16 protein-coding genes are annotated in these 26,256 nt (G+C 70.4%); 3 read left to right on the top strand and 13 right to left on the bottom strand.

Annotation, left to right across the window (positions count from 1 at the left end):
- Nucleotides 1-67 precede the first annotated feature (67 nt).
- A complete protein-coding gene (gabT, locus tag E3O49_RS05125; RefSeq protein WP_134365408.1) occupies nucleotides 68-1,450 on the top strand; it encodes a 4-aminobutyrate--2-oxoglutarate transaminase in 1,383 nt (460 codons plus the stop codon).
- 12 nt (nucleotides 1,451-1,462) lie between these two features.
- A complete protein-coding gene (locus E3O49_RS05120; protein WP_134365407.1) occupies nucleotides 1,463-2,488 on the top strand; it encodes an asparaginase in 1,026 nt (341 codons plus the stop codon).
- 75 nt (nucleotides 2,489-2,563) lie between these two features.
- On the opposite strand, the gene E3O49_RS05115 is transcribed toward E3O49_RS05120, so the two are convergent.
- From E3O49_RS05115 to E3O49_RS05100, 4 genes are read right to left on the bottom strand one after another with little or no spacing between them, the layout of a single operon-like run.
- On the bottom strand, nucleotides 2,564-3,370 hold the full coding sequence (locus tag E3O49_RS05115) for an ABC transporter permease (protein ID WP_174235674.1): 807 nt from the start codon (nucleotides 3,368-3,370) through the stop codon (nucleotides 2,564-2,566).
- A complete protein-coding gene (locus tag E3O49_RS05110; RefSeq protein ID WP_134365406.1) occupies nucleotides 3,367-4,278 on the bottom strand; it encodes an ABC transporter permease in 912 nt (303 codons plus the stop codon). Before E3O49_RS05110 ends, E3O49_RS05115 begins: the two co-directional genes overlap by 4 nt.
- Entirely contained in the window at nucleotides 4,279-5,478 is a 1,200-nt protein-coding gene (locus tag E3O49_RS05105) for an ABC transporter ATP-binding protein (RefSeq protein ID WP_134365405.1), read from the bottom strand. It abuts the gene before it with no gap.
- A gap of 2 nt (nucleotides 5,479-5,480) precedes the next feature.
- A complete protein-coding gene (locus E3O49_RS05100) occupies nucleotides 5,481-6,695 on the bottom strand; it encodes an ABC transporter substrate-binding protein (protein WP_134410843.1) in 1,215 nt (404 codons plus the stop codon).
- Between the two features lie 236 nt (nucleotides 6,696-6,931).
- Between E3O49_RS05100 and ald the strand changes: the two genes are divergently transcribed.
- Entirely contained in the window at nucleotides 6,932-8,047 is a 1,116-nt protein-coding gene (gene ald, locus E3O49_RS05095; protein ID WP_134410845.1) for an alanine dehydrogenase, read from the top strand.
- A 108-nt stretch (nucleotides 8,048-8,155) separates the two neighbouring features.
- On the opposite strand, the gene E3O49_RS05085 is transcribed toward ald, so the two are convergent.
- The 9 genes from E3O49_RS05085 to E3O49_RS16820 form a co-directional block, all read right to left on the bottom strand.
- Entirely contained in the window at nucleotides 8,156-11,221 is a 3,066-nt protein-coding gene (locus tag E3O49_RS05085; protein WP_134451095.1) for an FtsK/SpoIIIE domain-containing protein, read from the bottom strand.
- A 238-nt stretch (nucleotides 11,222-11,459) separates the two neighbouring features.
- Entirely contained in the window at nucleotides 11,460-12,197 is a 738-nt protein-coding gene (locus E3O49_RS16750; protein ID WP_160141024.1) for an FHA domain-containing protein, read from the bottom strand.
- Nucleotides 12,194-14,596, bottom strand: coding sequence for a transglutaminase-like domain-containing protein (locus tag E3O49_RS05075; RefSeq protein WP_134451093.1), 2,403 nt, complete (start codon nucleotides 14,594-14,596; stop codon nucleotides 12,194-12,196). The genes E3O49_RS16750 and E3O49_RS05075 overlap by 4 nt, the downstream gene beginning before the upstream one ends.
- Nucleotides 14,593-15,939, bottom strand: coding sequence for a DUF58 domain-containing protein (locus E3O49_RS05070; RefSeq protein ID WP_244285252.1), 1,347 nt, complete (start codon nucleotides 15,937-15,939; stop codon nucleotides 14,593-14,595). Before E3O49_RS05070 ends, E3O49_RS05075 begins: the two co-directional genes overlap by 4 nt.
- The gene (locus E3O49_RS05065) at nucleotides 15,936-16,907 is read right to left on the bottom strand and encodes an AAA family ATPase (protein WP_134365400.1); all 972 of its coding nucleotides are present in this window, start codon (nucleotides 16,905-16,907) and stop codon (nucleotides 15,936-15,938) included. The genes E3O49_RS05070 and E3O49_RS05065 overlap by 4 nt, the downstream gene beginning before the upstream one ends.
- Nucleotides 16,908-16,929: 22 nt before the next feature.
- A complete protein-coding gene (locus E3O49_RS05060) occupies nucleotides 16,930-22,830 on the bottom strand; it encodes a fibronectin type III domain-containing protein (protein WP_241975810.1) in 5,901 nt (1,966 codons plus the stop codon).
- Entirely contained in the window at nucleotides 22,827-24,251 is a 1,425-nt protein-coding gene (locus tag E3O49_RS05055) for a serine/threonine-protein kinase (RefSeq protein ID WP_134365398.1), read from the bottom strand. The genes E3O49_RS05060 and E3O49_RS05055 overlap by 4 nt, the downstream gene beginning before the upstream one ends.
- Before the next feature lie 116 nt (nucleotides 24,252-24,367).
- On the bottom strand, nucleotides 24,368-25,210 hold the full coding sequence (locus E3O49_RS05050) for a PP2C family protein-serine/threonine phosphatase (RefSeq protein ID WP_134365397.1): 843 nt from the start codon (nucleotides 25,208-25,210) through the stop codon (nucleotides 24,368-24,370).
- A 28-nt stretch (nucleotides 25,211-25,238) separates the two neighbouring features.
- Entirely contained in the window at nucleotides 25,239-26,240 is a 1,002-nt protein-coding gene (locus tag E3O49_RS16820; protein ID WP_241975809.1) for an FHA domain-containing protein, read from the bottom strand.
- Nucleotides 26,241-26,256: the final 16 nt, after the last annotated feature.

Genomic DNA, 26,256 nt, shown 5'->3' with positions numbered 1-26,256 from the left:
CTGGGAACCGATTCTCGCAGCAAAACGCCGCGCCGGGCGTGGACCGGATCGGTAAACTGGTCACACCATGACTGACACGATGACGCCTTCGACCACCCCGTCCACCCCCGCCGCACCGGTTTACACGGTGACGCAGGAACGCAGGATCGTGACCGCGGTTCCGGGCCCGAAATCGGCCGACCTGCAGAAGCGCCGACTGGCCACCGTGTCCGGCGGCGTCGCCAGCGCCCTGCCCGTCTACATCGCCCAGGCCAACGGCGCGATCCTCGTCGACGTCGACGGCAACCAGTTCATCGACCTCGGCGCCGGCATCGGCGTGACCACGATCGGCCACACCGAGACCAGCGTCGTCGCGGCCGCCGTCGCCCAGACCCAGGACTTTATCCACACCCTCTTCACCATCACGCCCTACGAGGAGTATGTGCGCGTCTGCGAGCTGCTCGCCGAGCACACCCCCGGCGATTTCCCGAAGAAATCGGTGCTGATCAACTCGGGCGCCGAAGCCGTCGAAAACGGCGTCAAGATCGCCCGCAAGTACACCGGCCGCCGCGCCGTGGCCGTACTGGACCACGCCTACCACGGCCGCACCGTGCTGACCATGGCCATGAACTACAAGGCCATGCCCTACGCCACCGGCTACGGCCCCCTCGCCAGCGACGTCTACCACGCCCCCAGCTCCTACCCCTATCACGACGGACTCAGTGGCGCGGATGCCGCGGCGCGCACGATCGCGTACCTGGAGAAGGTCGTTGGCGCCAGCGACCTGGCCTGCCTGGTGGTCGAGCCCATCCAGGGTGAGGGCGGCTTCATGGTTCCGGCCGAGGGCTTCTTCACCGCTCTGCAGACCTGGTGCACGGCCAACGGGGTCGTCATGATCGCCGACGAGATCCAGAGCGGCATGGCCCGCACCGGCAAGTACTACGCCAGCGAGCACTTCGGCTGGACCCCCGACCTCGTACTCACCGCGAAGGGCATCGCCGGCGGAATGCCGCTGGCCGCCGTCACCGGTCGCGCCGAGATCATGGACGGCTCCCAGCCCGGCGGGCTCGGCGGAACCTTCGGCGGAAACCCGGTCTCCTGCGCGGCCGCGATCGCCGTCTTCGAGTCGATCGAACGCAACGACCTCCTGGCCGAGGGCGTGCGGATCGAGAACACGCTGCGCGCCGGTCTCGGGGCGTTGAAGGACAAGTACGACATCATCGGCGACATCCGTGGCCGCGGCGCCATGATCGCCATCGAACTGGTGCAGCCGGGTACCGGCGACACCACCAAGGCGCCGAACGCCGCCGCCGTGTCGTCCATTGCCACCTACGCCGCTCAGCACGGTGTGCTGCTGCTCACCGCCGGAACCTACGGCAACGTGCTGCGCTTCCTGCCCAGCCTCGCCGTGACCGACGCCCTCCTCGCCGATGCCCTCGCGGTCATCGACGACGCGATCGCCGCGCTCTAGGCGTTCGCACCCGTGCACCTCACACACGACTCACTCACCGACGCCCCCGCCCACACCTTCACGGTCGGCGACGCGGTCGAACTGGCGACGATCGAACGCAACGGCTTCATCGAGTCCCGGCACGCCGGGTCGGCGGTCGTCCTGACCAGCGAGGGCGCGGTCCTCCGCGCCCTCGGCGACGTCACGAGCCCGGTTTTCCCGCGCTCGTCGATGAAGCCGTTCCAGGCCATCGCCGTGATGGCCAGCGGGGTCACGCTGCGAGGCGAGGACGCCGCGATCGCGACATCGAGCCACAGCGGCACACAGCGGCACGCGGATCTCGTGCGCGCCCTGCTGTCCCGCGCGGGGATCCCCGAGACGGCGCTAGCCTGCCCGGCCGCCTGGCCGAACGATTCCGCCACGCGCGACGCCCTGGTGCGCCTGGGCGCCGGCAAGGCCCCGGTCTACATGGAGTGCTCTGGCAAGCACGCGGCCATGCTCGTGGCCTGCAAGCAGAACGGCTGGGCCCTGTCCGGCTACCTCGAGCCGGAGCATCCGCTGCAGAAGAGAATCCTCGACGTCGTCGAGCGGTTCACCGGTGAGCGCCCCTCCGCCACCGGCATCGACGGCTGCGGCGCGCCCGTGCACGCCCTGTCGCTGACCGCCCTGGCCCGCGGCATCGCCCGCATCGCAACGTCCAAGTCCAACTCCCCGTTCGCGATCTACCGCGAAGCCGGTTTCCTGGCCGAGGCCGTGCGCCAGCATGGTTGGGTCGTGGCCGGACCCGGTCTGCCGGACACGATCGTGATCGAGCGTCTGGGCCTGTTCATCAAGACCGGCGCCGAAGGGATCATGGTGGCCTCGGCCGCCAACGGCGTCACCGTCGCCCTCAAGATGCTGGACGGCAACCTGAGGGCCGCGACCATCGTCGCCCTGCGCCTGTTGGCGGATGCCGGCGCGATCGCGCACACCGACGTGGAGGCCATCCTGCCGGACCTCGGCCTCACCGTGTACGGCGGAGGCCGGCCGGTCGGCCAGGTCAGCGCCAGCTACATCTAGCCGCCCCCGTGCGCGACCACAGCTGAAACCCGACCGGACCCGGCGTTTTCGTCGGGGCCGGTCGGGTTCGCTGCGTCAGGCCTGCTTGGCCAGCCGCTTCGCCCGCGCCGCCTGGGACACCTGCGTGGTGACCACGATGACCAGGGCGAAAATGAACACCGCGGATGCGATCACGTTCGCCTCGGCCGGGATCCCCCGGGCGGCGGACACGTAGATGTACTTCGGGAAGGTCGTCACGGCGCCGGAGTTGAAGTTCGTGATGATGAAGTCGTCGAAGCTCAGCGCGAAGGACAGCAGTGCGGCGGCCAGGATCCCGGGCAGCAGCAGGGGGAACGTGATTCGCATGAACACCTGCGTCGGCGAGCCGTAGAGATCGCGCCCCGCCTCTTCCAGCGCCGGGTCCAGGCTGGAGACGCGCGCCTTGACGGTCACCACCACGAAGCTGATGCAGAACATGATGTGGGCCAGGATGATCGTGAGCATGTCCTTCGGCACCCCGATCGACAGGAACTGCGCGGCGAGCCCGGCACCGAGCACGACCTCCGGCGTGGCCATCGGCAGGAACAGGAACAGGCTGGTCTGCGACCGGAACTTGAACCGGTACCGCACGATCGCGATCGCGATCATGGTGCCAAGGGCGGTGGCCACGATGGTCGCCACGACGCCGATGATGATGCTGTTCGCGAACGCCTCGCAGACGGCGCCGTTCTGCACGGCGCAGACGTTGAGCCACTTGTCGAAGGTGAACCCGCGCCAGGTGATGTTCGACTTGAGCGAGTCGTTGAACGAGAAGACGAAGGTGTACACGATCGGCACCATCAGGAAGGTCAGCGCCAGAACCGTGTACAGCGGGAGCAGCCATTTGCCCAGTGAGATCTTCACAGCAGTTCCTCCGTGCCCGCGCGCTTCACATAGATGCCCACGACGATCAGGATCACCGACATCAGGATGATCGACAGCGCCGCCGCCGCCGGGAAGTTCTGGAGAACGAGGAAGTTGGCCTCGATCACATTCCCCATCATCTGGGTGTCCGGTCCGCCGAGAAAGTCCCGGCTCGCGTTGATGTAGTCACCGGCCGCCGGGATGAACGTGAGCAGCGTCCCCGCCACGATCCCCGGCATCGACAGCGGGATGGTGATCTTGCGGAACACCTCGAACGGATGCGCGTACAGGTCGCTGCCCGCTTCGAGGTATCGCAGGTCGAGCCGCTCGAGCGTCGTGTACAGCGGCAGGGTCATGAACGGGATGAAGTTGTAGGTGATCCCGAAGATCACGGCGATCGGGGTGCCGGTGAAATGGGCATCCGTGGGCATCAGGGACAGCGCCTTGAGCGAGGTCATGATGAACGACTCGTCGGACAGGATCTGCTTCCAGGCCAGGGTGCGGAGCAGGAAGCTGATGAAGAACGGAGCGATCACCAGCACGAGCATGAGGCTCTGCAGCAGCGGCCATTTCCGGGCCTTCACCCCGATGAAATAGGCCAGCGGGTAGCTGAACAGCAGGGCCAGGACGGTGGCGATCAGCGCATAGCCGAACGAACGCACGATGTGCGGCCAATACGCCTGGACCACGTCGACGTAGTTCTCCCACCTGAAGGCGTAGTCGAACTGGCCGATGTCGCCGAACTCGGTCGGCTTCTGGAAGGACGTCAGCAGCAGCGACACCAGCGGCGCGAGGAAGAACAGGACCAGGTACAGGATGCCCGGAAGCAGCAGGAGCAGGGCGATCGGGCTCCTGCGCCGAGCCGCCGGCTCGGGCGCGGTGGTGGTGGCAAAGGCCGCGAATGCCATCTAGGCCCCCCCGAGCTCCGAGAGGAGGGAATCGCGTTTCTGGGTGGCGATGCTGCGGGTGGAGGTGTCGGCCTCGAAACGGGGTTCGTCCGACGGGTCGTCGTCGAGTCCGAAGCCGTGCTCGATGTTCCAGCTCATCCAGACCTCGTCGCCCTCACCGGCGACCGGGCCGAAGGCCATGTTCTGGGCGAAGACGACGAGGGTGCCGAGGCCGGGCACCTCGACCAGATACTGGGTGCTCACCCCGCTGAACGAGACGTCCACCACCCGGCCGGGGCCCACGATGTTGCGGTTGACGTCGTCCGCGGGTGCCTCGACGTGCAGGCTCAGCTTCTCGGGGCGCACCCCGACGGTCACCTCCCCGGCGTGCCGGTGCGCCCGGGCGGCCGGGACCACGACCCGCTGCCCGGCCACGTCCACGGAGATCGCCTCGCTGGTGCTGCCGACCACCGGGCCGGTGAACAGGTTCGACTGGCCGAGGAAGTTGGCGACGAACGCCGTTCTCGGCAGTTCGTAGAGCTCTTCGGGGGCGCCCATCTGCTCGATCCGGCCCTTGTTCATGACCGCGACGGTGTCGGCCATGGTCATGGCCTCCTCCTGGTCGTGGGTGACGTGCAGGAAGGTGAGACCGACCTCCTCCTGGATGGTCTTCAACTCGAGCTGCATCTGGCGCCGGAGCTTGAGGTCGAGGGCACCGAGCGGCTCGTCGAGCAGCAGCAGGGCCGGCCGGTTGACGATCGCCCGGGCCAGGGCCACCCGCTGCTGCTGCCCACCGGACAGCTGCTGCGGTTTGCGCGACGCCAGGTGGTCCAGCTCCACCAGGCGGAGCGCCTCATGGGCTTTGGCGACCGGGTCGTCGATGCGGCGCCGGCGCAGCCCGAACGCCACGTTCTCCAGCACCGTCATGTGCGGGAAGAGGGCGTAGCTCTGGAACACCGTGTTCACCGGGCGCTGGAACGTCTTCTGGTGCGTGACATCCGTGCCGCCGATCAGGATCCGTCCGGCCGTCGGCTCCTCCAGCCCGGCGACAAGGCGCAGGGTGGTGGTCTTGCCGCAACCCGACGGGCCGAGCAGGGCGAAGAACGACCCCGCGGGAATCTTCAGGTCGAGGTGCTCGATCGCGGTGAAGCCGGGGAAACGCTTCTGGATGCCCACCAGCTCCAGGTCGGCCCCCGCGCTGGCGAACGCGCCGGTTGCCATTCCTACGAACCCAGCAGGATGCTCTGGAACGCCGCGTCGTACTTCTGCTCTTCGGCGCCGGACAGGTTGCGGAAGACCTTCGCCTTTTTCAGGGTGGCCTCGTCCGGGAAGATCAGTTGGTTGTTCGCGAGTTCCGGGTCGATCGCCATGGCGGCTTCCTTGGCTCCGACGACGGGCGTGATGTAGTTCACGTACGCCGCGACCTCGGCCGCGACGGCCGGGTCGTAGTAGTAGTTGATCAGTGTCTCGACGTTCTTCTTGTGGGTGGCACCGATCGGCACCAGGAAGTTGTCGTTCCACAGCGTGCCGCCCTTCTCCGGCACGGAGAAGCCCCACTTGTCGCCGTTCTCGGCGTTGAGCTGCACGATGTCGCCCGACCAGACGATGGCCGCGAGGGTGTCCTCGTTGATGAGGTCCTCCTTGTAGGCGTTGCCCTTGATGTTGCGAACCTGGCCGTCCGAGACCTGCTTGGACAGCTCGTCGATCGCGGCGTTGTACTCGTCGTCACCCCAGTCCCCGGAGATGTCCACGCCCTGGTCGAGCATGATCAGGCCCATGGTGTCGCGCATTTCGGACAGGACGCCGACGCGGCCCTTGAGCTCGGGGGCCCAGAGGTCCTGCACCGAGGTCAGGCCACCCGGCAGCTTCTCCTTGTTCCAGCAGATGCCGGCGAACCCGCCCTGCCACGGCACGCTCATCTTGCGGCCGGGGTCGAATCCCACGTCTTTCAAGGACGGGAAGAGGTTCTTCAGGTTGGGGATGTTGGCGTGGTCCAGTTCCTGCGTGTAGCCGAACCGAATCATCCGGCCGACCATCCAGTCGGTGAGGCAGACGGTGTCCGCGCCGATGTCCTTGCCGAGCGCCAGTTGGTCCTTGACCTTGCCGTAGTAGGTGTTGTTGTCGTCGACCGCCTCGGTGTACTCGACCTTGATGCCGGTCTCGGCCTCGAACGCCTGGAGGGTGGGGTAGTTGCCGGCGTCGTCGACGTCGATGTAGAGAGCCCAGTTGTCCCAGCGCACGAGTTTGCTGGTGGCGGATTTGTCCGCAGCTGCCGTGGGCTTGCTCTTGGCGCCCCCGCTGGAACAGGCGGCGAGGGCGAGGGCGGCTGCTCCGCCGCCCGCGCCGGCCAGGAGAGTGCGACGCCCCATTTTGGCCTGCTGGGCCTGACGGATGAGCTGCTGAATCATGGGATCGGCGGGCAACGGCCTGGGCAACATGTTCGGGTCTCCTTGCGTTTTTCAGCGGGGATCTAACACACACAACTTAGCGAGTTGCTAGATACTCGCACAGGACGGCCGTTTCTTCACCCAAGAGTGACCAAATCGTTAATTGTCGCCGCGGTTTCTCACGGAATCAGCACTCCCCCGGCAGAAACGCACTCGAAAAGGGCGGTTGGGCGAAGGTAGGATTTCGGGCATGGACGTTGGGGTCCACAGCAGCCGGAAGGAGCACCATGAAGGTCGCAGTCCCCGCAGAGGTCAAAAACAACGAATTCCGGGTCGCGATCACGCCCGCGGGGGTGCAGGATCTGGTGGCCAACGGCCACGAGGTGCTGATTCAGACGGGGGCGGGCCTCGGTTCGTCCATCACCGATGAGAGCTATGGCGCGGCCGGGGCGACCCTCATACCGGATGCCGCGTCCGCCTGGGCCGCCGCCGACCTGCTGCTCAAGGTCAAGGAGCCCGTCGCCGCCGAATACGGCTACTTCCGCCCCGACCTGCTTCTTTTCACGTATCTGCACCTCGCCGCCGAGCCGGCACTCACCCACGCGCTGCTGGCGAGCGGGGTCACGGCCATCGCGTACGAGACCGTGCAGCTTCCCAACCGCACGCTTCCGCTGCTCGCACCTATGAGCGAGGTCGCGGGTCGCCTCGCCCCCATCGTCGGCGCCAACGCGATGCTCAAGCCCAATGGCGGCCCGGGCCTGCTCGTCCCCGGCGTGCCGGGCACCCACCCGGCACGGGTCACCGTGCTCGGCGGCGGTGTGGCCGGCACGGCAGCCATGCAGGTCGCACTCGGGCTCGGCGCGCAGGTCACGGTGCTCGACACCAACCTGTTCCGTCTGCGCGAACTCGACGCCCTGTACTTCGGCCGCGTGCAGACGATCGCCTCCAACAGCTACGAGATCGACAAGGCGCTCCTCGACTCCGACCTGGTCATCGGCTCGGTGCTGATCCCCGGGGCGAAAGCCCCGAAGCTGGTCAGCAACGAACTCGTTTCCCGGATGAAGCCGGGGAGTGTGCTCGTGGACATCGCGGTCGATCAGGGCGGATGCTTCGCCGACTCCCACCCGACGACGCACGCGGACCCCACGTTCATGGTGCACCGGTCGCTGTTCTACTGTGTCGCCAATATGCCCGGCGCCGTGCCGAACACTTCGACCTACGCCCTCACGAACGCGACCCTGCCCTATGTGCGCATGATCGCGAACCGGGGCTGGAAGGATGCCGTGCTCGCGGATGCCGCGCTCGCCCTGGGCCTGAACACGGTCGGCGGGCTGGTCACCAGCGCCCCGGTGGCCAGCGCCCACGGGCTTCAGTTGCGCGCGCTCTCGGACGCGCTCGGCTGACCCGGGCCTGCCCGGTCCTCCGCTTCCCTCTCCCGCGTCTTCCCTCTCCCGCGTCTTCCCTCTCCCGCGTCTTCCCTCTCCCGCGTCTTCCCTCTCCCGCGTCGCCCGTCACGAGCCCGCCGGCAGCACGGCCCGGCGCACCGTTCCATCCGGGCGGATCGCCCACATCCGCCCCCGTCCGGGAGCGAGCGGCGGCGGCAGGTCCCGCCGGCGGCTGATCATCCGGTAGTCGGCGAGGCTGCAGCCGTCGAACACGAGTTCCGCGCGCGGCTTGAGGGACGCGAGCAGGGACCAGTGCGTCTGCCACGCGTCCACGTCACCGACGAAGACGGTTCCGGCCCCGGGAAGCGTCGCCCGCAGTTGCGAGGCATCCGTCATTCGGCCGAGATCCACGATTTCGGCGCCACCGGCGGCCCGGAACGCAGCGGCCGTGCGGGGCGGGGAACCCGAAACCACAAGCAGTGTGCGGTCGGGCCCCGTGGCGAGGTGCTCGGCGACTCCCGCCTCGGCGCCGCGGGCCGCGAGTGCCACGCAGCGGGCCACGGCGCCCGGTTCCGGGCAGAGGAGCTGGATGCGGTGGCCCTGCCACGTGCCTCCGCCCGCCGGCATTGTGTCGTCGAACGAGGCTGCCGTTCCCCCGGCCCCGACGTGTTCGGCCACATCGGCGAGCCGCAGGAGCAGCCTGTTCTGGCACAAGGAGGGCAGCACCTGCAACGCCCCGGCAAGCCGTTGGGCGGCGACGACGACCCGCAGCCCGCCTTCTCCGCCGTCGCGGAGCAGTCCGGCCAGCAACTCGAGCGCGGCCGGGCGGTAGTCCTGATCCCAGCGGGCGTAGACGGAATCGAAGTCGTCAATCAGCAGCAGGCGCCCGGCCGGACCGACGTCGCTGTCGAGGAGGCGCCGAGCACGGTCGAGGGCGTCCCACACTCCCTCGACGTGCGGCGGGACGAATTCAACCTGGCACGGTGCGTCCGGCGCGGACGCAGACTGCTCGGCCAGGGATGCCAGCACGCCGGTCTTGCCGGCGCGGGAAGCGCCGAGCACGAGCAGGTTTCCGCCGAGGAACGGCTGGTAGCGGGCCACCCGGTAGCGCTGCCGCTCGGGTTCGTCGAGCAACCCCAGCAGAGACGTCGGTCCGGGGCCTGGTCGGGATTCCGGCGCCCGTCCCGGCGAGGTGGACGGGGCGGACTCTGCATCTTCGGCGGACTCGGCGGACTCGGCGGACTCGGCGGACTCCGCAGCATTGGCGGCCTCCACCGCCCAAATATCCTCGCGGGTCACCGTGACCGGCAGCACGTCGAGCCACGGTCGCCGCGGGGCGGGTCCGTCCAGGGCTGGCGCGCCGTCGACGTGGTCGAGGACCCGGTCGGCGATGGCGCGGATCTCGCTCTCCGAGGTCGTGGCGATCTGGCAGAGCACCGGCGCGCCCGCCGCGGTGGCGATCAGGCAGCGTCCCGGGTGTTCGGCGGACAGCGCCGCCGCGGCATCCGTTCCCAGCACGGCCACGCTGTCGGCGCGGTTGTTGACCCGCAAGGATATCCGCAGGGTGCAGTTGGCCAGGAGGGCGTCGCGGACGACGCCGTTCGGGCGTTGCGTGCAGAGGATGAGGTGAACTCCCAGCGACCGGCCCCGGGCGGCGATGTCGACGAAGAGCGCATGCAGCTCGGGGAAAGCCGTGAGCATGGTCGCGAATTCGTCCACCACGATCACGAGTCGCGGGAGCGCCGCGGCCCCGCCTCTCTTCCCCAGCTCGACCAGGTCGCGGGCGCCGGCACCGCGGAGCACGCGTTCGCGGTGGCGCAGTTCGGCGGCCAGGCTGGCCAGCGCCCGGGCGGCCTGGCGCCCGTCGAGGTCGGTGATCAGTCCCACGCAGTGCGGCAGGGCGCCGAGCGGCGCGAACGCGGCGCCGCCCTTGAAATCGACCAGCAGGAACGTCACCTCGCTCGGCACGAACGCCGCCGCCATCGCGGCGACCCAGGTCACGAGCAGCTCGCTCTTGCCGCTGCCCGTGGTGCCGCCGACCACGGCGTGCGGTCCGGCGCCGACCAGGTCCAGCGACACCTCGCCGTGCATCGCCAATCCGACCGGGCAGCTCAGCCCGGCCGGAAAGCTCGGTCCGGGGCCGTCGCCCCGGCCCGGTTCGAGCACGGGACGGGTGCCAGAGACTCGGTGGCCGGGGAGATCGGACAGGCGAACCGTGGCGGGAACCGACGGTTGCCTGCGGCCCAGCCCGGCCGCCGCGGCGCGCTCGCGCAGTCGTGCGGCGACCGAGGCGGCCTGTTCGACGCTGACCAGTTCGGGCTGGAATCCCAGCCCCCGGGCGTGCCGCCCGGACCGCAGGATCTCGGCCCGGCCCGGACCGTGCACCCGCACGATGGTGTCGCAGCCCCAGGGAAGTTCGCCCGGCGTAGGGGCGAGAGCGAGGATCATCCGGGAGCCGGCCGGGGCCGGGGCGGGCTGAGCCGGAGCCTCGCAGACCAGAATTTCCGGACGGGGGGCCGCCCCGGGGGTACCCTGAGGCAGCGCCCGCGCCCAGGACCAGCCGGTGCCCGGCGGCACGGCCAGCACGATCTGGTCGGGCGGCAGCCCGCAGACCAGTTGCACCAGGAGCCCGCGGGCCAGCGCACGCGTCAGCGGGAGCGGACCGGCGATGCCGATGCCCGCAACCGCCTCGGCGGTGATCGGAGCGTCTGCCAGAGTGGCGGCCGTGTCCCGCAGCTCGCGGTGTTCGTCCAGGCCGGCCCCTCCTTCCAGCCGGAGGCCGCTCTCCACCGGGCCGGAGCCCAGGGCGACCAGCCCGTCGGTACCCGTGCCCACCGCTCCCGGGTTCGGGGCGACCGCGAGGCTGTCCGCGGTGGGGGTGCGCTGCCACCGGTCGTGGCGCAGGAGATCGTGCCGCACTGAGATTTCCGTCCGCAGGGCCGCAAGGGCCTCTCTCTCGTCGGTCGCGGCCCGGCGCCGGCCCCGACGATTCGTGCGACGGGCGTCGAGCATGCTCGCCACAGCGATCACCGGCCCGAGGATGGCGAACAGCAAAACGAAGGCCGAGCCGGTGATCATCCAGATCATGCCGGCCACGGCCAGCGGCGCCAGGCTCGCGATCACCGGAAACCCGGCCGCGGGAGGGTCAGCCGCCCGGGGCGGGAGGGTCAGGGGTACCTGGGCTCGGATCACCCGGCAAGCTCAGCACCCGGGCGAATCCCCGGCTCGCGCCGAGGCGGCATCCGTGCACTCTCGCCGCCCCCGCCTGCTGGGGAGGAACCGGCCGCCCCGCCCGCGCAGGCTCACCCCGAGTCGGGCCACCGTGTCGACCCTGTAACCAATTCGACGGAGATTCTCCGTTAAAACAGCTATTCGTGGGCGTACGGGCCTGATTTGGGCAAAATCTCCGTCGAATTGGTTCGGGGACTCGCTAGTTGAGGATAAAGAACTGGTCGGCGAGGTCGACCCGCGAGCCGCGGGGCACGAGGTAGCGGCGGCCCGGTTCGCACCGGACCGAGACCGCGTCCGGGCGACGGATGATGGTGCCGTTGCCCGAGAAGCGGTCACTGATCCAGAATTCGCCGTCGTGCTGCCCGAATTCGAGGTGACTCTTGGACACGGAACGGCCGAGGTCGTTGACCTGCACCAGCAGATCGAAGTGCTCGGCCGGCTGAGGAAGAGGCCGGCGGCCGACCAGCCCCGTCCCGTTTGCCGAGACGGTCTCGCCGGTGCTGAACTGGAGCACGAACAGCGCGGGCGCCGGGGCGGGAGTCGCAACGGGAACCGGAACCGGAACCGGAACCGGAACCGGAACGGGAACCGGAACCGGAACCGGAACCGGAACGGGAACCGGAACCGGAACGGGAACCGGAGCCGGAACGGGAACCGGAGCCGGAACGGGAGCCGGGACGGGAGCGGTGGTTGGAACGGGAGCCGGAGCCGGGACCGGGACCGGAGCCGGGACCGGCGGCGCCCCGAGGCGCCCGTCGGCGCCGATCGGGACGGAGATCACGACCCGCTGCGGCGGCAGCGGCTGGATGATGGTGGTGTCGCTGGGCCGAGGGTCTGACCGTTTGCGGGTCTTCGGGGTTGCCGTGCTCGAGCTGCCGCATTCGCCACAGAACATGGCGCCGACGGGCAGCTGTGCCCCACAGATCCGGCAGTTCACGAACCGACTCCTCCCGGGCCGCGGCCTCCCCCTCGTGGGGCCGACCGTCGAACGGATGCCCCTCCAGCGTAGCGACCCAGTGACCGCAGGGAGACGAGGGCTCGCAGCCGGGCGAGGCGCTTCTTCCCCGCGTTGAGGTCACGGCGATGTTCGGCGACCAACAGCCACACCTCGTCGGCGGTGGCACTGCCCGGCCGGTCCGGGGCGAAAACCGCCCGGTCGACCGCCGCGGCGAACACCAGTGGCCGCATCCCGCCCACGGTTCGGGCCAGTTCGGTGCGGGTCGCCCCCGCCGGCACCGAGATGCCATGGTCGAGCGCGGCGTCGGCGAATTCGCGCCAACCGCCCCGGATCCGGTCCAGGGGCGCCGGACGGGTGCGTCTAAGCCGGCGGCGCCGGGCCTTGGCCGCGATGATGAGCAGGAAGGGCGAGAGCACGACGGCCAGGCCGAGCAGGCTCCAACCGGCCACTTTCGCCGCGGCGAGCAGGAAGGCGAGGAAGGGGCTGAGCGGTGCCGGCGGGTCCTCGACCGAGTTCTCGGGCGGGGCCGGGTCCCGCTGTTCCGCGATCTCCGGAATGGCCGGTGGCACCACGGTTTGCGGCCGGGACACCACGGTGGGGTCGTCGGGCTGCTTCGCCGGGATGTCGCGCAGCGGAGGGTTCGGATCGAGCGTGACCCAGCCGGTCGTGGACTGCACCTCGATCCAGGCCGAGAGGTCGGACCCCACGACGGTGACCGTGCCGGTCGCGTCGGCCCCGGCTCCGTCTCCGCTGCGGGGAACGAAGCCGACCACGACCCGGGCCGGGAAACCGAGCCGCCGTGCCATCAGAGCCGCCGCCACGGAATACTGTTCGGCGTCGCCGAGCATGGGCTGGTCGGTGAACAGCTGGCTGATCCGGTCGGCTCCGTGCCCCGACCGGCTGACCGGCTCGTCCGCGCCGACGCCGTGGCTGACGTAGCCGTCCGCTCGGAGCCCGTCCAGCATCGACTGGAGTTGCACGCCGGGGGCGTCTTCGGCGTTCACATAGCCAGCCAGGGCCTGTTCGAGTTCGTCCGGGAGGACGCTGAGCGGCGGCAGGACGGCGGGGCCCGGGCGCAGGCCGGCCAGCGCATCCGGCGACCGCGGGACCACGCCGACGCTGCGATAACTGTCGCCCCGGGCCAGCCCGGTCAGCACCGCGGCCGTGCCGCTGTTGTCGTTGTAAAAGAACGAGTCTGAGCGCGCACTGCTCGTCGGGCCGCTGAACCGGATCCGTTCCAGCTGGCCCGCCCCGGGCACCCACACCCCGGTGTAGCCGTCGATCGTGACGGCCAGGGTCACCTGGTCGCCATCGATCCGGGACTGGTCGAGGCGGTCGGGCAGGCGCGTGAACGATCCGGAGGCGCTGCTCACCTGCTCGCTGCCGACCGAGTACACGACGCCGTCGTACCCGTCGAGGGTGGCCAGTCGCAGCCGCCCTCCCTCGGGCAGGCCCGCGACCTCGAGCAGTGCGGCCTCGGCTCGGGCGGGCTGAAGATAGCTGCGGAACTCGCTCAGCGGGCTCGGGTAGTCCCGCGGGTCGAACGGCTGCTGCACGCGTGCGCGCAGCACGTCACGTGGAGCGGATGCCGGGAGCGCGATCGCGGCCGCCGTGCCCGCGGCCACCGCCACGGCGACGATGACGCTGGCGCCGACCAGTCCGCGGACCGCCGCGAAACGGCGATCCGCCGTCGACGCGGTCGTTCGGCGCGACTGTTGCGCGACCAGGCGCACCACGGCTCCGCGGCGCACGGCGCGGAACCAGAGCAGCCAGAACAGGAGCACGACGAAGAGCGCGAGGCCGGTGGCGATCGGGGCGGACGGGACGGTGGGTCCGAGGCCGATGCCGGCGATGAACAGCGCCGCCGGGGCGAGCGCGCCGAGTTCGCCGATCCGCGCGCGCAGGGCGACGGAGAGGCCGATCACGGTGCTGAGTAGAACGAGAATGAAGGCGGGCACGAGCAGGGTCTGGTAGGACCCGACCGGCAGCACGATCGTGACGAGCTGCTTCCAGCTCAGCGCGGTCGCGGAGACCAGCTCGAGCAGACCGGTTCCGGTCGGAAGGATGCCCCGCACCGCCTGGCCGGGGATGGCCAGTGGCACGCCTGCGATGACGTAAACGGCGATCGTGGCCAGGGCCACCAGCCAGGCCGGCCAGCGGAACACCGCACCGAGGATCGCGGTCACGGCCCCCAGGGCGAAGGTGACGCCCACGAGTACGACGAATTCACGGCTGCGGTAGACCGGCCAGAGGGCTGTGGCGGCCGCGGCGGTCGCCAGCAACAGCCCGACGGTGTTCCCGACCGTGAAACGCCAGCCCGGGCGGGCGCTGCGGGCGCCGGAGCGGACGGCGGCGCGGACGGCGGCGCGGGCGCTCATGCCGCCAGCGATCGGGCGAGGCTGTGCGGCAGGTCCTCGAGGAAGCCGATCCGGAGCACGCTGAGCTCGGCCACGCGCTTGAGGCTGGGGACGGCTTCCGGGTCGCACACCACGGCCACGACCTCGACCCCCGCCGGGAAGCGATTCGCTGCGGTGCGCAACTGGGACAGGGTGACGGCCGAGCCGCAGACCAGGAAGGCCACGGAGATGCCCGCGACCGTGTCGGCCGCGGCCTTGGCCAGGGCCCCGACGTGCATCATCCGGTCGGATGTCTCGACCCGGCTGAGATCGTCGAGCAGCCGGGTGCGGGTGAGTGTGCTCAGCGGCCGGAGCGCCGGAGCGCCGCGCCGGGCGAGGTCCGGTGTCGGCGCGCTGGCCACGACGGACACGGTGCGGGCATCACGGATGGCCCGCACGCCGAGGGAGCCGGCGACGCTGACGGCCATTTCGAACTCGTCCTCGGTCGCGAAGTCCCCCACGAACAGGCTCAAGGCCACCATCAGGTGGCTGCGGCGGGATTCCTCGTATTGACGCACCATGTAGCGGCCAGTTTTCGCGGTGCTCTTCCAGTGGATGCTGCGCCGCTCATCGCCCGCCACGTACTCGCGGAGCGCATGGAAGGACACGTCGCTGTTGGTCAGGTCCCTGGTCGGGTTGCCCTCGAGGTCACGGATGAATCCCGTGCTCATGCTCGGGATCGACAGGGTGCGCGGGTGCACGAACAGCTCGACCCGCTCGGCCCAGACGATCTCCCGGCGCAGCAGCCCGAGCGGGTCGGCGCGTACCGTGCGCACGGGACCGATCGGGATCACCCCGCGCCGGAGGGTGGGAACGATGAACAGGTCCTCGAAGCTGCCGCCGCGCGCGATACTCGGCATCGCGAACTCGGCCAGCCCGGATCCGACCGGAACCTCCACGCCCACGCCCGGCAGCCGCTGACGGGTCGGGTTCAGCACGCTCACCTCGCCGGGAACGCGTGCCCCGACGACCACCCGGTCGACCGACAGGGACAGGTGGATCTCGTACGCGTTCCGGCCGATCAGGAAACTGAGCGCTGCCCCGACCAGCACCACGGCGGTCCAGCCGATGACGACGAGTTCCGTCCAGCCCAGGGCATAGCCGAACAGCAGGGAGGCGGCGAGGACACCCAGGACGCACCAGCCGAGCGGGGTGACGACGGCCGAGATGAACCCGCCCGCGACGGAGGCGCCGGTGCCGGACCTCCGGGCGGCGCGCATCCCACGCGACACACCCTCGGCCAGGAGGCCGTCGTGGGACACCGGGCGGGGCCGGCGCGGAGTGAACCGGCCGAACCTTCCCTCGCCGGGCATCCGCTGGGTCACGCAGCCTGCCTGTCACTGGGCGGCGGGGTCTCGATCAGGATCCGGGCGATCACGCTGGACGGCGTGACCCCGTCGAACTCGGCTTCCGGGTCGAGGACCAGGCGGTGGGCGAGCACCGCCTCGGCCAGTTCCTTGACGTCGTCGGGGATGACGTAGTGGCGGCCGTTGGCGGCCGCGAGGGTCTTCGCGGTGCGTACCAGCGCCAGGGCGCCGCGCACGCTGGCGCCCAGGCGTACCTCGGGGCTGGTGCGCGTGGCGTCGATCAGGCGGGCCACGTAGTCGTTGACGGTGGCGTCGACGAAGACCGTGCGGGCGAGGGCCGCGAGCTCGATCACGGTCTGTGCCGAGACCACCGCCGGGACCGTGGCCTCGTGCGCGCGCTGGCCGGCCCCCTCGAGAATGCGGATCGTCGAGGCGTGGTCGGGGTAGCCGATCGAGGATTTCATGATGAACCGGTCGAGCTGAGCCTCGGGCAGCCGGTAGGTTCCGGCCTGCTCGATCGGGTTCTGGGTGGCGATCACCATGAAGGGGGATGCGACGGGGTGCGTGACCCCGTCGGCCGTGATCTGCTCCTCCTCCATCACCTCGAGCAAGGCGGCCTGGGTCTTCGGGCTGGCCCGGTTGATCTCGTCCGCCAGCACGATGTTGGCGAAGATCGGCCCGCGGTGGAATTCGAATGTCCCGCTGCGCTGGTCGTAGATGCTCACCCCGGTGATGTCGCCCGGCAGCAGGTCCGGGGTGAACTGCACCCGGTTGCTGGTGCCGCGCACGCTCTGCGCGATGGCCCTGGCCAGGGAGGTCTTGCCCGTTCCCGGCACGTCTTCGAGCAGCAGGTGGCCGCCGCTGAGCAGGGCGGTGAACGCCATCTTGATGACGTGGTGTTTGCCGAGCAGCACCTGCTCGACCCCGTTCACCAGGCGCTCGAACACATCGGCGAACTGAGCGGCCTGCTGCGGGGTCATCGTCATCGGGTGGTCACTTTCGTCGGAATCACTGATCGTAGTTGTAGGCGTGGCCGTTGACGGTCACCGTGAGGCGCACCGTGCCGGCCGGCGCGGGCGCGGCCAGGGCGCAGGAGTTCGGTCCGCCCCGGGTGGAGGAGGCGGGGTCACCGCGCACGGAGCAGGTGTAGTCGGCGCCGATCCCGTTGTTGTCCGGCCCGTTGGTCCAGCCGAACACGCCCGTGACCGGGTCGTAGGCGAGCCCGGTGACGGTGAACCTGACGGATGCCTCCGGCGCCGAGTAGGTTCCGGACCAGGGCCCGCAGGTACCCCAGGGCGAACAGGCCTGCACCTGGTACCGGACCGTCTGCCCGAACGGGAGGCCCAGCAGTTCCCGGGGCCAGCCCGACCCGCCGAAGGTGACCTGGCTGCCCGGGACCCCGTTGCCGGACCCGTCGACCGCCCGGAGGTTGTACTCCCTGATGCCGGCGCTCGGGCTGACCCCGTCGACGCGCAGGTCCCAGGCGTCGCCTCGCGCCGCCATCGAGCTCTGCACGTCGGTGACGGGCCCCGGAGCCTGGCGCACAAGGGCGCTCACCACGTCCGTCGGCGCGCAGCCGGCCCGGTTGTAGCCCCACACGATGAAGTAGTACCGGCCGTTGTCGGTGAGCAGGTTGTCGAAGGTGGCCGAGGTCGTCGCGCCGCTGAGGATCTTCTGTTCGGCGACGATTCCGCCCTGCGTGGGCGCTTTGAGCGTGCCCGGCGCCGGACTGGACACGCTGCAGGCTTGGGCCCCGGTGGGCACCTGGTCCGCGCTCAGCCGCTGCACGACGTAGCCGTCGATCGCGTCGCCCCGGCCATCGAACGGGTCCCAGGTGAGCGCCACCGAGCCGCTGGAATCCGTCGCGTTCGCGGAGATCGCTCCGGCCCGGGCGGGTCCGAACGGCGTTCCCGCACCCGAGGCGCTGCTCCAGCCGGCCAGGGCGGGGTAGGCGTCGTTGCGGGCGCTCACGGTGAATTCCGTGTTCGCTCCGTTGGTCAGTCCGGTGACGACGATGCTGCACGAGGTCGCGCCGCAGTCGGCCCCGGACGCGCTGGTTTCGCCGCGGCCGGTTCCGCCCACGGTCACCTCATAGCCACGGATGGCCGTCCCGCCGCCCTGCGCCGCCACGGTGTTCCAGCGCAGGCGCAACCCGCCGTCGAGCGGTTCGGCGGCCAGCCCGGTCGGAGCGGGCGGCACCACGTCGGACCAGACCCGGTCGGCGAGCACGGCCGGGTCGGACAGGCCGATGGCGTTGCGGGCGGCGACGGACACCCGCAGGGCGTTGCCCTGCCCGTTGCCGGGGGTCGCCACCTCGCAGGTCGTGGCCTGGCAGGGGGTGGTGCCGAGGGGGGCGCCGGAGGACGCGTCGAGCAGGGTGATCTCGTAACCGGTGATGGCTGAGTTGTTGAAGGCGCCCGGGTTGAAGGCCACGGACAGTCCGCGGTCGGCGAAGCCGGTCACGCGCACGCCGGTCGGCGCGTCGGGCTTGTCCTGTACCGAGATCCGCACCGTGCCCCAGGCGTAGCGGTTCGGGTCTCCGGTGGCGTCGGCGACCTGGTATTGGAGGTTCGTGTCCGCCGGCGCCGCGTCCTGGGCCACCACGACCGTGAGCCTGCTCTTGTCGGCGCTGGGCGTGATCGTCACTCCGCGGGGGACGCTGCCGCCGTCGAGGCCGCGCACGGCGACGACCCGCAGCGGCACCGCCGGGAAGGGGTTCGTAGCGTCGTCGTTCGCGAGGACGTCGACGACGGTGGTGCGTCCGCGTGGGGCGATGGCCGTGTCGGCGACCGGGATCGCCCGCGGTCGAGTGGAGGCGACCACGCCCAGGTCGATCCGGCCCGCCTTGCCCGCGGTGACGCTGTCGCGCACGCCGATGGTGATCGCGCTCCGGTCGCCCTTCGGCGTGGATTCCGCGGCTCGGAGGGTCAGCTGCTGGCCGTCGAGGGAATAGGTGAACCCGGTCGGGAGCGGTTCGAGCACCGTGTAGGCCAGTTCGGCCTGGTCCTTCGGATACGGGTAGGAGGTGAGCCTGGTCAGGTCGATGACCTTCGTCTGGTCCGGCTCGAGGTCCAGCACGGCGCCGTCGAAGGCGGGCGGCTGATTCTTGCGGGGGGTAACCGTGATGGGCAGCACGATCGTCGCGGTGCGCCCGTCCGGGTCGGCCGCGCCGGCACCGTCGGTCACCTCGAACGAGATCGAGGCCGGCCCGTAATACTGGTCGGCGCTGGTGTAGGCGAGGGCGGAATCGGAGCTGACCAGGTCGGCGCCGTCCGCGTGGGTGGCCTGCACCAGGCTCCGGTCGGTCAGGCGCACCTTCTTGCCGCCGACCGCGACGACGTAGTCGTTGATGTCGATGCTGAGCAGGGACTCGCTCGACACGGTCAGTCTCGGGGCGCCCTTGCGTAGCTGGGGCAGGGCGTCGTCGGTGCCCGGCACCCAGATGAAGGCGTAGGACACGATGCTCGGGTCATCCGGGTTGCTCACGGAGAAGGGAATGATCTGGCCGGCGTCGCCGACGCTGACCCGGATGCGCCGGGCATCCGTCACCTCGGCGACGCCCGAGAAGCTCGCCGGCACGCTCAGCCCCAGGCTCTTGACCGGGCCGTCCGCGAAGAAGACGTTGGCGAGGACGTCGACGTCGATCGTGCCGCGGGCGTCGAGCACATCGGAGAGTGCAACGTGGGTGTCACGGGCGTCCGGTTTGGAGAGCGGGGCGTCCGCGCGCACCACGACGGTGAGGAAGGTCGAACTCGTGCCGCCCCGCGCGTTCTGGATCTCGTAGATGAACCCGTAGCGCCCCTCCTGCGCCGGTGCTCTGACGGAGACGACGTCACCGTCGATGACGGCGCGCCCGCGGGAACCTGCGGTGCCGGTCGCCTCGACCCGGGTGATGGTCAGGTCTCCGCCGTCGGGATCGGAGTCGTTGCCGAGCACCCGCACGGCGACCGTGCTGCCGGGGCGGACGGCGACCTCGTCGGGGGCCGCGACCGGGTTCCGCGCACCGTCCAGGCGGGGGCTGATGCCCACGCGCACGCTGCCGACGGCGCGGGCGCCGAGGGCGTCGACCACCGAATAGGTGAACGTGTCCGTGCCGGCCGAGTACTCCCCCGCCGTGTACTCGATCGAATCGGCGCCACGGATGGTGACCGACCCCTTCTCCGGATTGGTCTCCTGGCCGACCAGCTGCACGGAGTCCCCGTCCGGGTCGATCCCGGACAGCGGGATCGGGATGCTCACCGTGTCGCCGGCGAGCACGCGGGCGGTCACCGTCTTCGGCACGGGCGGGTTGTTCGAATCAGGGTCCGCTTCCCGAACCGCGATCCGCACCTCGGCGTTGGCGAACTGGCCATCCGGCGCGTTGACCCGGTAGACGGCCGTGAAGTTCCCCGCCGTCTTCGGCGCCAGGAAGCGCAGCTTCGTTCCGGCGGCGAAGAGCAGGCCGGAACCGGCCGGTAGCGGGGTCGCCAGCGTCGGATCGAGGGTGAGCGTGTCGCCGTCCGGGTGCTCGTCGTTGGCCAGCACCGGGATGTCGATGGCATCGCCCACCCGCACCGAGACCGTGTCCGGCACCGCGATGGGAGCCTGCTTCTGCGCCGGCGGCGGGATCTCGATCACGGTGACCGTGCCGGTCGCCTCGGCGAGGCCGTTGCTGACGCGGTAGCCGAAGACGGCCGTCGCGTTCTCGAGCGGTTGCGTCAGGGTCACCCGCAGGATCCGCTGGTCGAGGATCTCGACCCGGAGGCCGCTGTCGGCGGGGACATCCATCGTGCCGGTCACCAGCAGAACACCGCCGGCGGGATCGGAGTCGGTGGCCAGCACATCGACCAGGGTGGCCTGCTGGCCGCGGATGAAGGCCGTGTGCGGCACCGTGACCGGCGCGGTGTTGGCGTCGGGCGCGGGGGCGACCTCCACCCGGATCCGACCGGTCCCGGTGAGCTGGCCGTCCGTGACGGCGTATTCGACCTCGTGCACGCCCACCACGGCGCTCTCGAACCGGAAACTGCCGCCGTCGTAGTCGGCGGTGATGGTCGCATCGGGTTTGGCCGGCACGCTGCTCAGCCGGAGGGGCGCCGAGCCGCCGCGGGCGTGTTCGAGCGGCACCACGGTGACCTCGCTGCCGGCGGTGGCCAGGACCACGAAGGATTCCGCGACGATCGGGACCGACCCGCTCGGCCGCACCGTGACCGAGAGCGATCCGGTGCCGGTGTCCCGGCCGTCCGTGACCGACAGGGTGACCTGTTTGGCACCGGCCTCGGTTCCGGCATCCGTGTAGACGACGCTGCCGGCCGGCGTGAAGCTGACCAGGTCGGGCGCGGGGATCGTCGCTGCGGTCAGGTAGAAGGGGTCGGAGTCCGGGTCGACCCAGTCGCCGAGCACCTGGCTGGTCACCCGCCCGCCCGCCCGCACGGTCGTGCTGGTGGTGCGGGCCTGCACGGGGGCTGAGTTCTCGTCGTCGCCGCGCAGGGTGAGAGTCACCGTCGCCGAGGCGCTTCCCCCGCGCCCGTCGTTGATCGTGTAGCCGAAACTCACCGTGCCGGTGGCCTCCGGTGTCAGCGCGAGCTGCACCTGCTGGGTGTTCCCGACGAGGGCGAGCCGGCCGGTTTCGGCCGGCAACGGGGTCACCGCGTCGATCACCAGCACATCGCCGTTGGGGTCGAAGTCGTTGAGCAGGACCGGGAGCGTCACGGTTCGGCCGGGCCTGGCCCCGAATTCGTCGTCGACGGCGACCGGGGGAGCCTGGGATTTCTCGTACTCCGGGGTGGCGTCATCCGTGTTCTGCTCGACCTGCTGCTGGTTTTGGTCGGCGTCGATCAGGTCGGCCCAGTTGTCGATCAGTTCGTTGCCCTGCTGCACCGCCCAAGCCGCGCCGTCTCGCGCGTCGTTCAGCACCAGGCCGGTGCCGTTCCGGCGGAACGAGAGCCGGGCGTCCCCGGCGAGGCCGGTCAGAGTGGCCGTTGTGCCGTCGGCGGGGTCGTTCGCGCACTGGCGCCAGACGGTGCCGTCGGCCCAGGCCGCGTAGGAGCAGGCCTCATCCGACGCGGGGGCGGCAGCGGCCCCACTGCGACCGGTGACCACCGCGGCCGGCGGTCCGCCCTCGAGGCTCACGGAAACGAGCCCCTCCCGGTGGGAGACGAGCACCCGGTCGCCGCGCACGCTCGGCTGGGCCAGCAGTGGCCCGTCCCCCGAACGGATGATCCCGGTCAGGTCGACCTCGCCGCTCTCGAGGTGCAGGCGACGGGTCGACTCGTTCAGCAGTGCCCACCGGTCGTCGACGCTGGTCAGCTGGTAGCGGTCTTCCGGTGCGCCCGCGGCCAGGGTGAGAGTGTCCGTGACAGTACCGGCGGTGAGCAGGTCCACCCGGGACAGCTCGCCGGTGGACGGGGTGAACGCGTACAGCACCCCGTCGGCGTCCACGCTGACGACGGATCCGGCGCCGAAGGCCAGCGTGGGTTCCGCGGCCGCGTCGAAGCCGTCCAGGCGGCTGACGGGCACGTTCCAGACGTTGCCATCCGACGCGATCACCGCTCGGTCCCCCGCGAGGAACACGGTGGGCGCGGTGGGCGGCAGCGCCACGCTGTCGGCGACCTCCGCGGTCGCGGGGTCGAGGATGTCGAGCGCGCTGTTGCCGCGATCGAGCACCAGGACGGTGGCGCCCTGCTGCACGACATCGAGGTTCCCGCTCCCGGCGGTGACGACGGTGTTGAGCTCGAACACCGCCGTGTTGGCCCGACCGACGACCTGCCGGGTCTCGTTCGTCACCCAGACGGCGGCGTCGCCGAGGTCGAGGCGCTGGGCCGTGTAGCCGCCGGAGACGATCGCCACGGCGGCGATGACGGCGACCACGACGGTGCCGCTGAGCGTGGTGACGAACAGGGAACGGTGGGCGGAGAGCCACCGACGGATCACGGGCCGCCACCGGTGGTGTCGACGCATTTCTCGCCGCTCGGAGTGCCGGCCTGGCCGTCCCGGCTGACGGACACGGTCGCACAGACCCGCTCCTCGCCCTGCGGGTCGACCGCGAATTCCGTTCCGCGCTGGATGCTGCTCTCGCCGGTGCGGAGGGCGACCACGAAGTTGTCGCCGTCCCTGACCCCCGGGTCGGGCCAGCTGAAGACGACCGTCCCGTTGCGGAGTTCGCCGGACACATCGCTGACGCCGGGGATCGCGTTCCCGGAGTCGCGCATGAGGAAGGCGACCGCCGTCGCGGCCAGCCCGAGGATGAGCACCGCCGCCGTGAGCAGCGCCACGAGCGTGAGCGCTCGCTTGCGCGTGCGGGGCAGGGTCGTCACGGTGTCCCCCGGTGTGCCGCTGCCCGTTCCGGCCCTGGTCGTGGACCGCGGTGCGGCGCCGGCCGGGACGGGCTTCCGGCGCCGGCGCCCGGCGTAGGCGTCGATCGAGTTGATGGCCGTGATCCGGGTCTTGTCGTCCTGGTCCGCGAGCGTGCTCGTCGCCCAGTCGTCCACCGCGACCTCGAGGCGGGTCTGCGCGAGCCCCAGCTCCGCCTCGACCGACTGCAGCTCACGGATGAGTTCCAGCACGCTGGGCTGCCGGAGTTCCGGGCGCCGGGACATCGCCCTGGCGAGGATCAGTTCGAGCCGGCCGGGCACATCGGTGCGGTTCAGCGGGGGAATCCCGGCCTTCTGGATCCGGCCCATGATCTGGGCCGAGCCGTTGTCCGCACCGGGCAATTCGAACGGCGAGCGGCCGGCCAGCAGGGAGTAGAGCGTGGCGCCGAGCGACCACACCTCGGAGGCCACCGAGCCGGAGATCTCGTTCAGCAGCACCTCGGGCGCCGACCAGGGGATGGAGAGCCCGATCGCGTCGGAATTCTCGGCCTCGCCGAGCGTGGCGGCGATTCCGAAGTCGGACAGCACCGGGTGTCCGTACGCGGTGACGAGGATGTTGGAGGGTTTGAGGTCCCGGTGGAGCACTCCGGCCCGGTGCGCCGTTTCGACGGCGCTGGCGATCTTGATTCCCACCCGCAGGGTCTCCGGCACCGAGAGCGCTTCGACGCGATAGCTCTGACTGAGGGTGGAGGAACAGTACTCCATCACCAGATACGGTCGCCCGTCGGCGGAGACGCTCGCCTGGAAGACCGTCAGGATGGACGGATGCGAGCTGAGCTGGGCCATCAGATTGGCTTCGGCCTGGAACAGCTGGCGAACGTGGTCGTTGACGATCTCCGCCAGCAGCACTTTGACCGCGACCTGACGCCGGGGCATGTTCTGCTCATAAAGGAAGACGTCGGCGAAACCGCCGGAACCGAGCACGCGCAGGTAGGAGAACCCGGGCAGGTTCGGGGGCGTCGACGGTAAGCGTCTGGCCATTGTCGCCTCCCGTGTCATCGATGCATCTCGTGCGTGGACCCATGCCGGCGACCAGGTTTATCGACGGGCGTGGTTTTAAGTCTAGGCACGGGATTTCCCGAACCGGGGCCGGGGAATCACCCCAACTCTGGGGGTACGGACCCTTCGGCTGCTGCGGTGTCTTCGGTTGCTGAGGAGTCTTCGACGGCGAGAACGTCGAGCACGATCACGGTGACGTTGTCCCGACCGCCGTTGTCGAGGGCCGCGTCCAGGAGTGCCTCCGCCGCGTCATCCGCCCGCGGGTTGGAAATGAGGAAATGACGGATGCCGTACGCCGTGAGCTCCTTGGTCAGGCCGTCGGAGCAGATCAGCAGGCGCATTCCGGCCTGCAGCGGGCGGATGCGGTAGTCGGGAACGGGCGGTTCGTGGAAGCCCACGGCCCGAGTGACGATGTTGCCGTGCGGGTGCACGTCGGCTTCGTCCCGCGTGATGCGTCCCGCGTCGACGAGTTCCTGCACAACGGAGTGGTCGGTGGTGACCTGTTCGAGCACGCCGGAGGTGAGCTGGTACACCCGGGAATCGCCGATGTTGAAGACGATCCACTGGGGTGCGCCGGACACGATGCCGATTGCCACGCCCGTCACCGTGGTTCCGGTGCCGAGGTCGGTCACGCCTTCGCCGGCGGCCATGTCGATGACCGAGAGGCCGAGGGCGAAGTTGATCGCTTCCGCTTCGAGGTGGTCGGTCCCGGCGAGTTCGGCGAGCCGGGTGACCACCGCGGCGCTGGCGACGTCGCCGGCCGAATGGCCGCCCATGCCGTCAGCGACGGCGAAGACGGGAGGTTCGGCGACGAGGCTGTCCTCGTTGACCTGGCGGCGGTGCCCGGTGTCGGTGAGGGCGGCCCAGGCCAGGGTCACCGTCTTCTGCACCGACGGGAGAACGACCGTGAAGCCGGTCGAACCTTGACCTATCTGGGTCACGGATGTGCCTTCCGAAATCGGCGTGCGCTTACTGAGTCGGCGTGATGCCGCTCGCGGGGAGGATCTCGATGATATTACCGTCCCCGATGTCCACCTTTGTACCGGGCAGCGCCACCAGCGACTCGCCGGGGCGCAGCCGCTGCCCGCGGCCCCGGGGCGCGGTGACGATTGTGCCGTTGGTGGAGCCGAGGTCGGTGACCACCACCGACTCCCCCTCCTGCCCTATTTCCAGGTGCGTTCCGGAGACGGCGGAGGTCGGGGAGGCGACGGTGACGAGCCGAACCGGAACGGACCGCTGAATGCGCGGTGGGCGCGGCCGACGGCCGAGCTGGCAGACCGTGTCCAGGCGGATTTCCTGGCCGTCCGGCAGCCGGAACCCGCACCGGGGCCGGTCGGCGGGCGCGCCCCGGGGCCCGTCGGCAGGCTCGGCCTGGGGCTGCGGGGCGGGCGCGGGCAGGGTCGGCCGATGCAGGACGGTATCGGCGTCCGCGCCCGCATCGGGGCGGGGCACCCGGATGAGCGTCGATTCCTCGCTCTGGGCGAGGTCCGCCAGCGACCAGAACAGGGTGCGCGCCAGAACCGTGCCCACGCCGAAATCCCGGCCCGCTTCGAGCCGGTCCAACCGGGGGGCGGATCGCTCCGGCGAACCGACGGCCAGCCCGATCACGGCGCGGAAGTCCGCGAGGTGCCAGGGACGGATGCCGCCGGCCGTGAACCGTCGCGACCCGCCGACCGAGAACACATCGACCGCGACCTCGCCGCGGACGATCACGGACACCGGGATGCCGTCCTCATCCGTCGGCGCCCGCTGCACGATGACCGCGAAGCTCTCGACCGCGTCCCCGCCACCCAGCGGCAGGAGCGCGACGATGTCCTCGGCCTCCACCTGGGGTGCGCTTACCAGCGCGTTCAGGGTGGCGATGATGCCGGACGGGGTGGCCGCGGGCAGGGCGGCCATGAAGCCGCGCCCCACCACAAAGGTCCAGTCGGCTGCCTGTCCGGGCAGAAGTTCGTAACCGACGCGTCCCACGGCAGGCCACCTTCCG

This window comes from Cryobacterium shii (genome assembly GCF_004402595.1).
In the GTDB taxonomy this organism is placed as follows: Bacteria; Actinomycetota; Actinomycetes; order Actinomycetales; family Microbacteriaceae; genus Cryobacterium; species Cryobacterium shii.
This window is presented reverse-complemented; position numbering and strand designations above follow the sequence as displayed.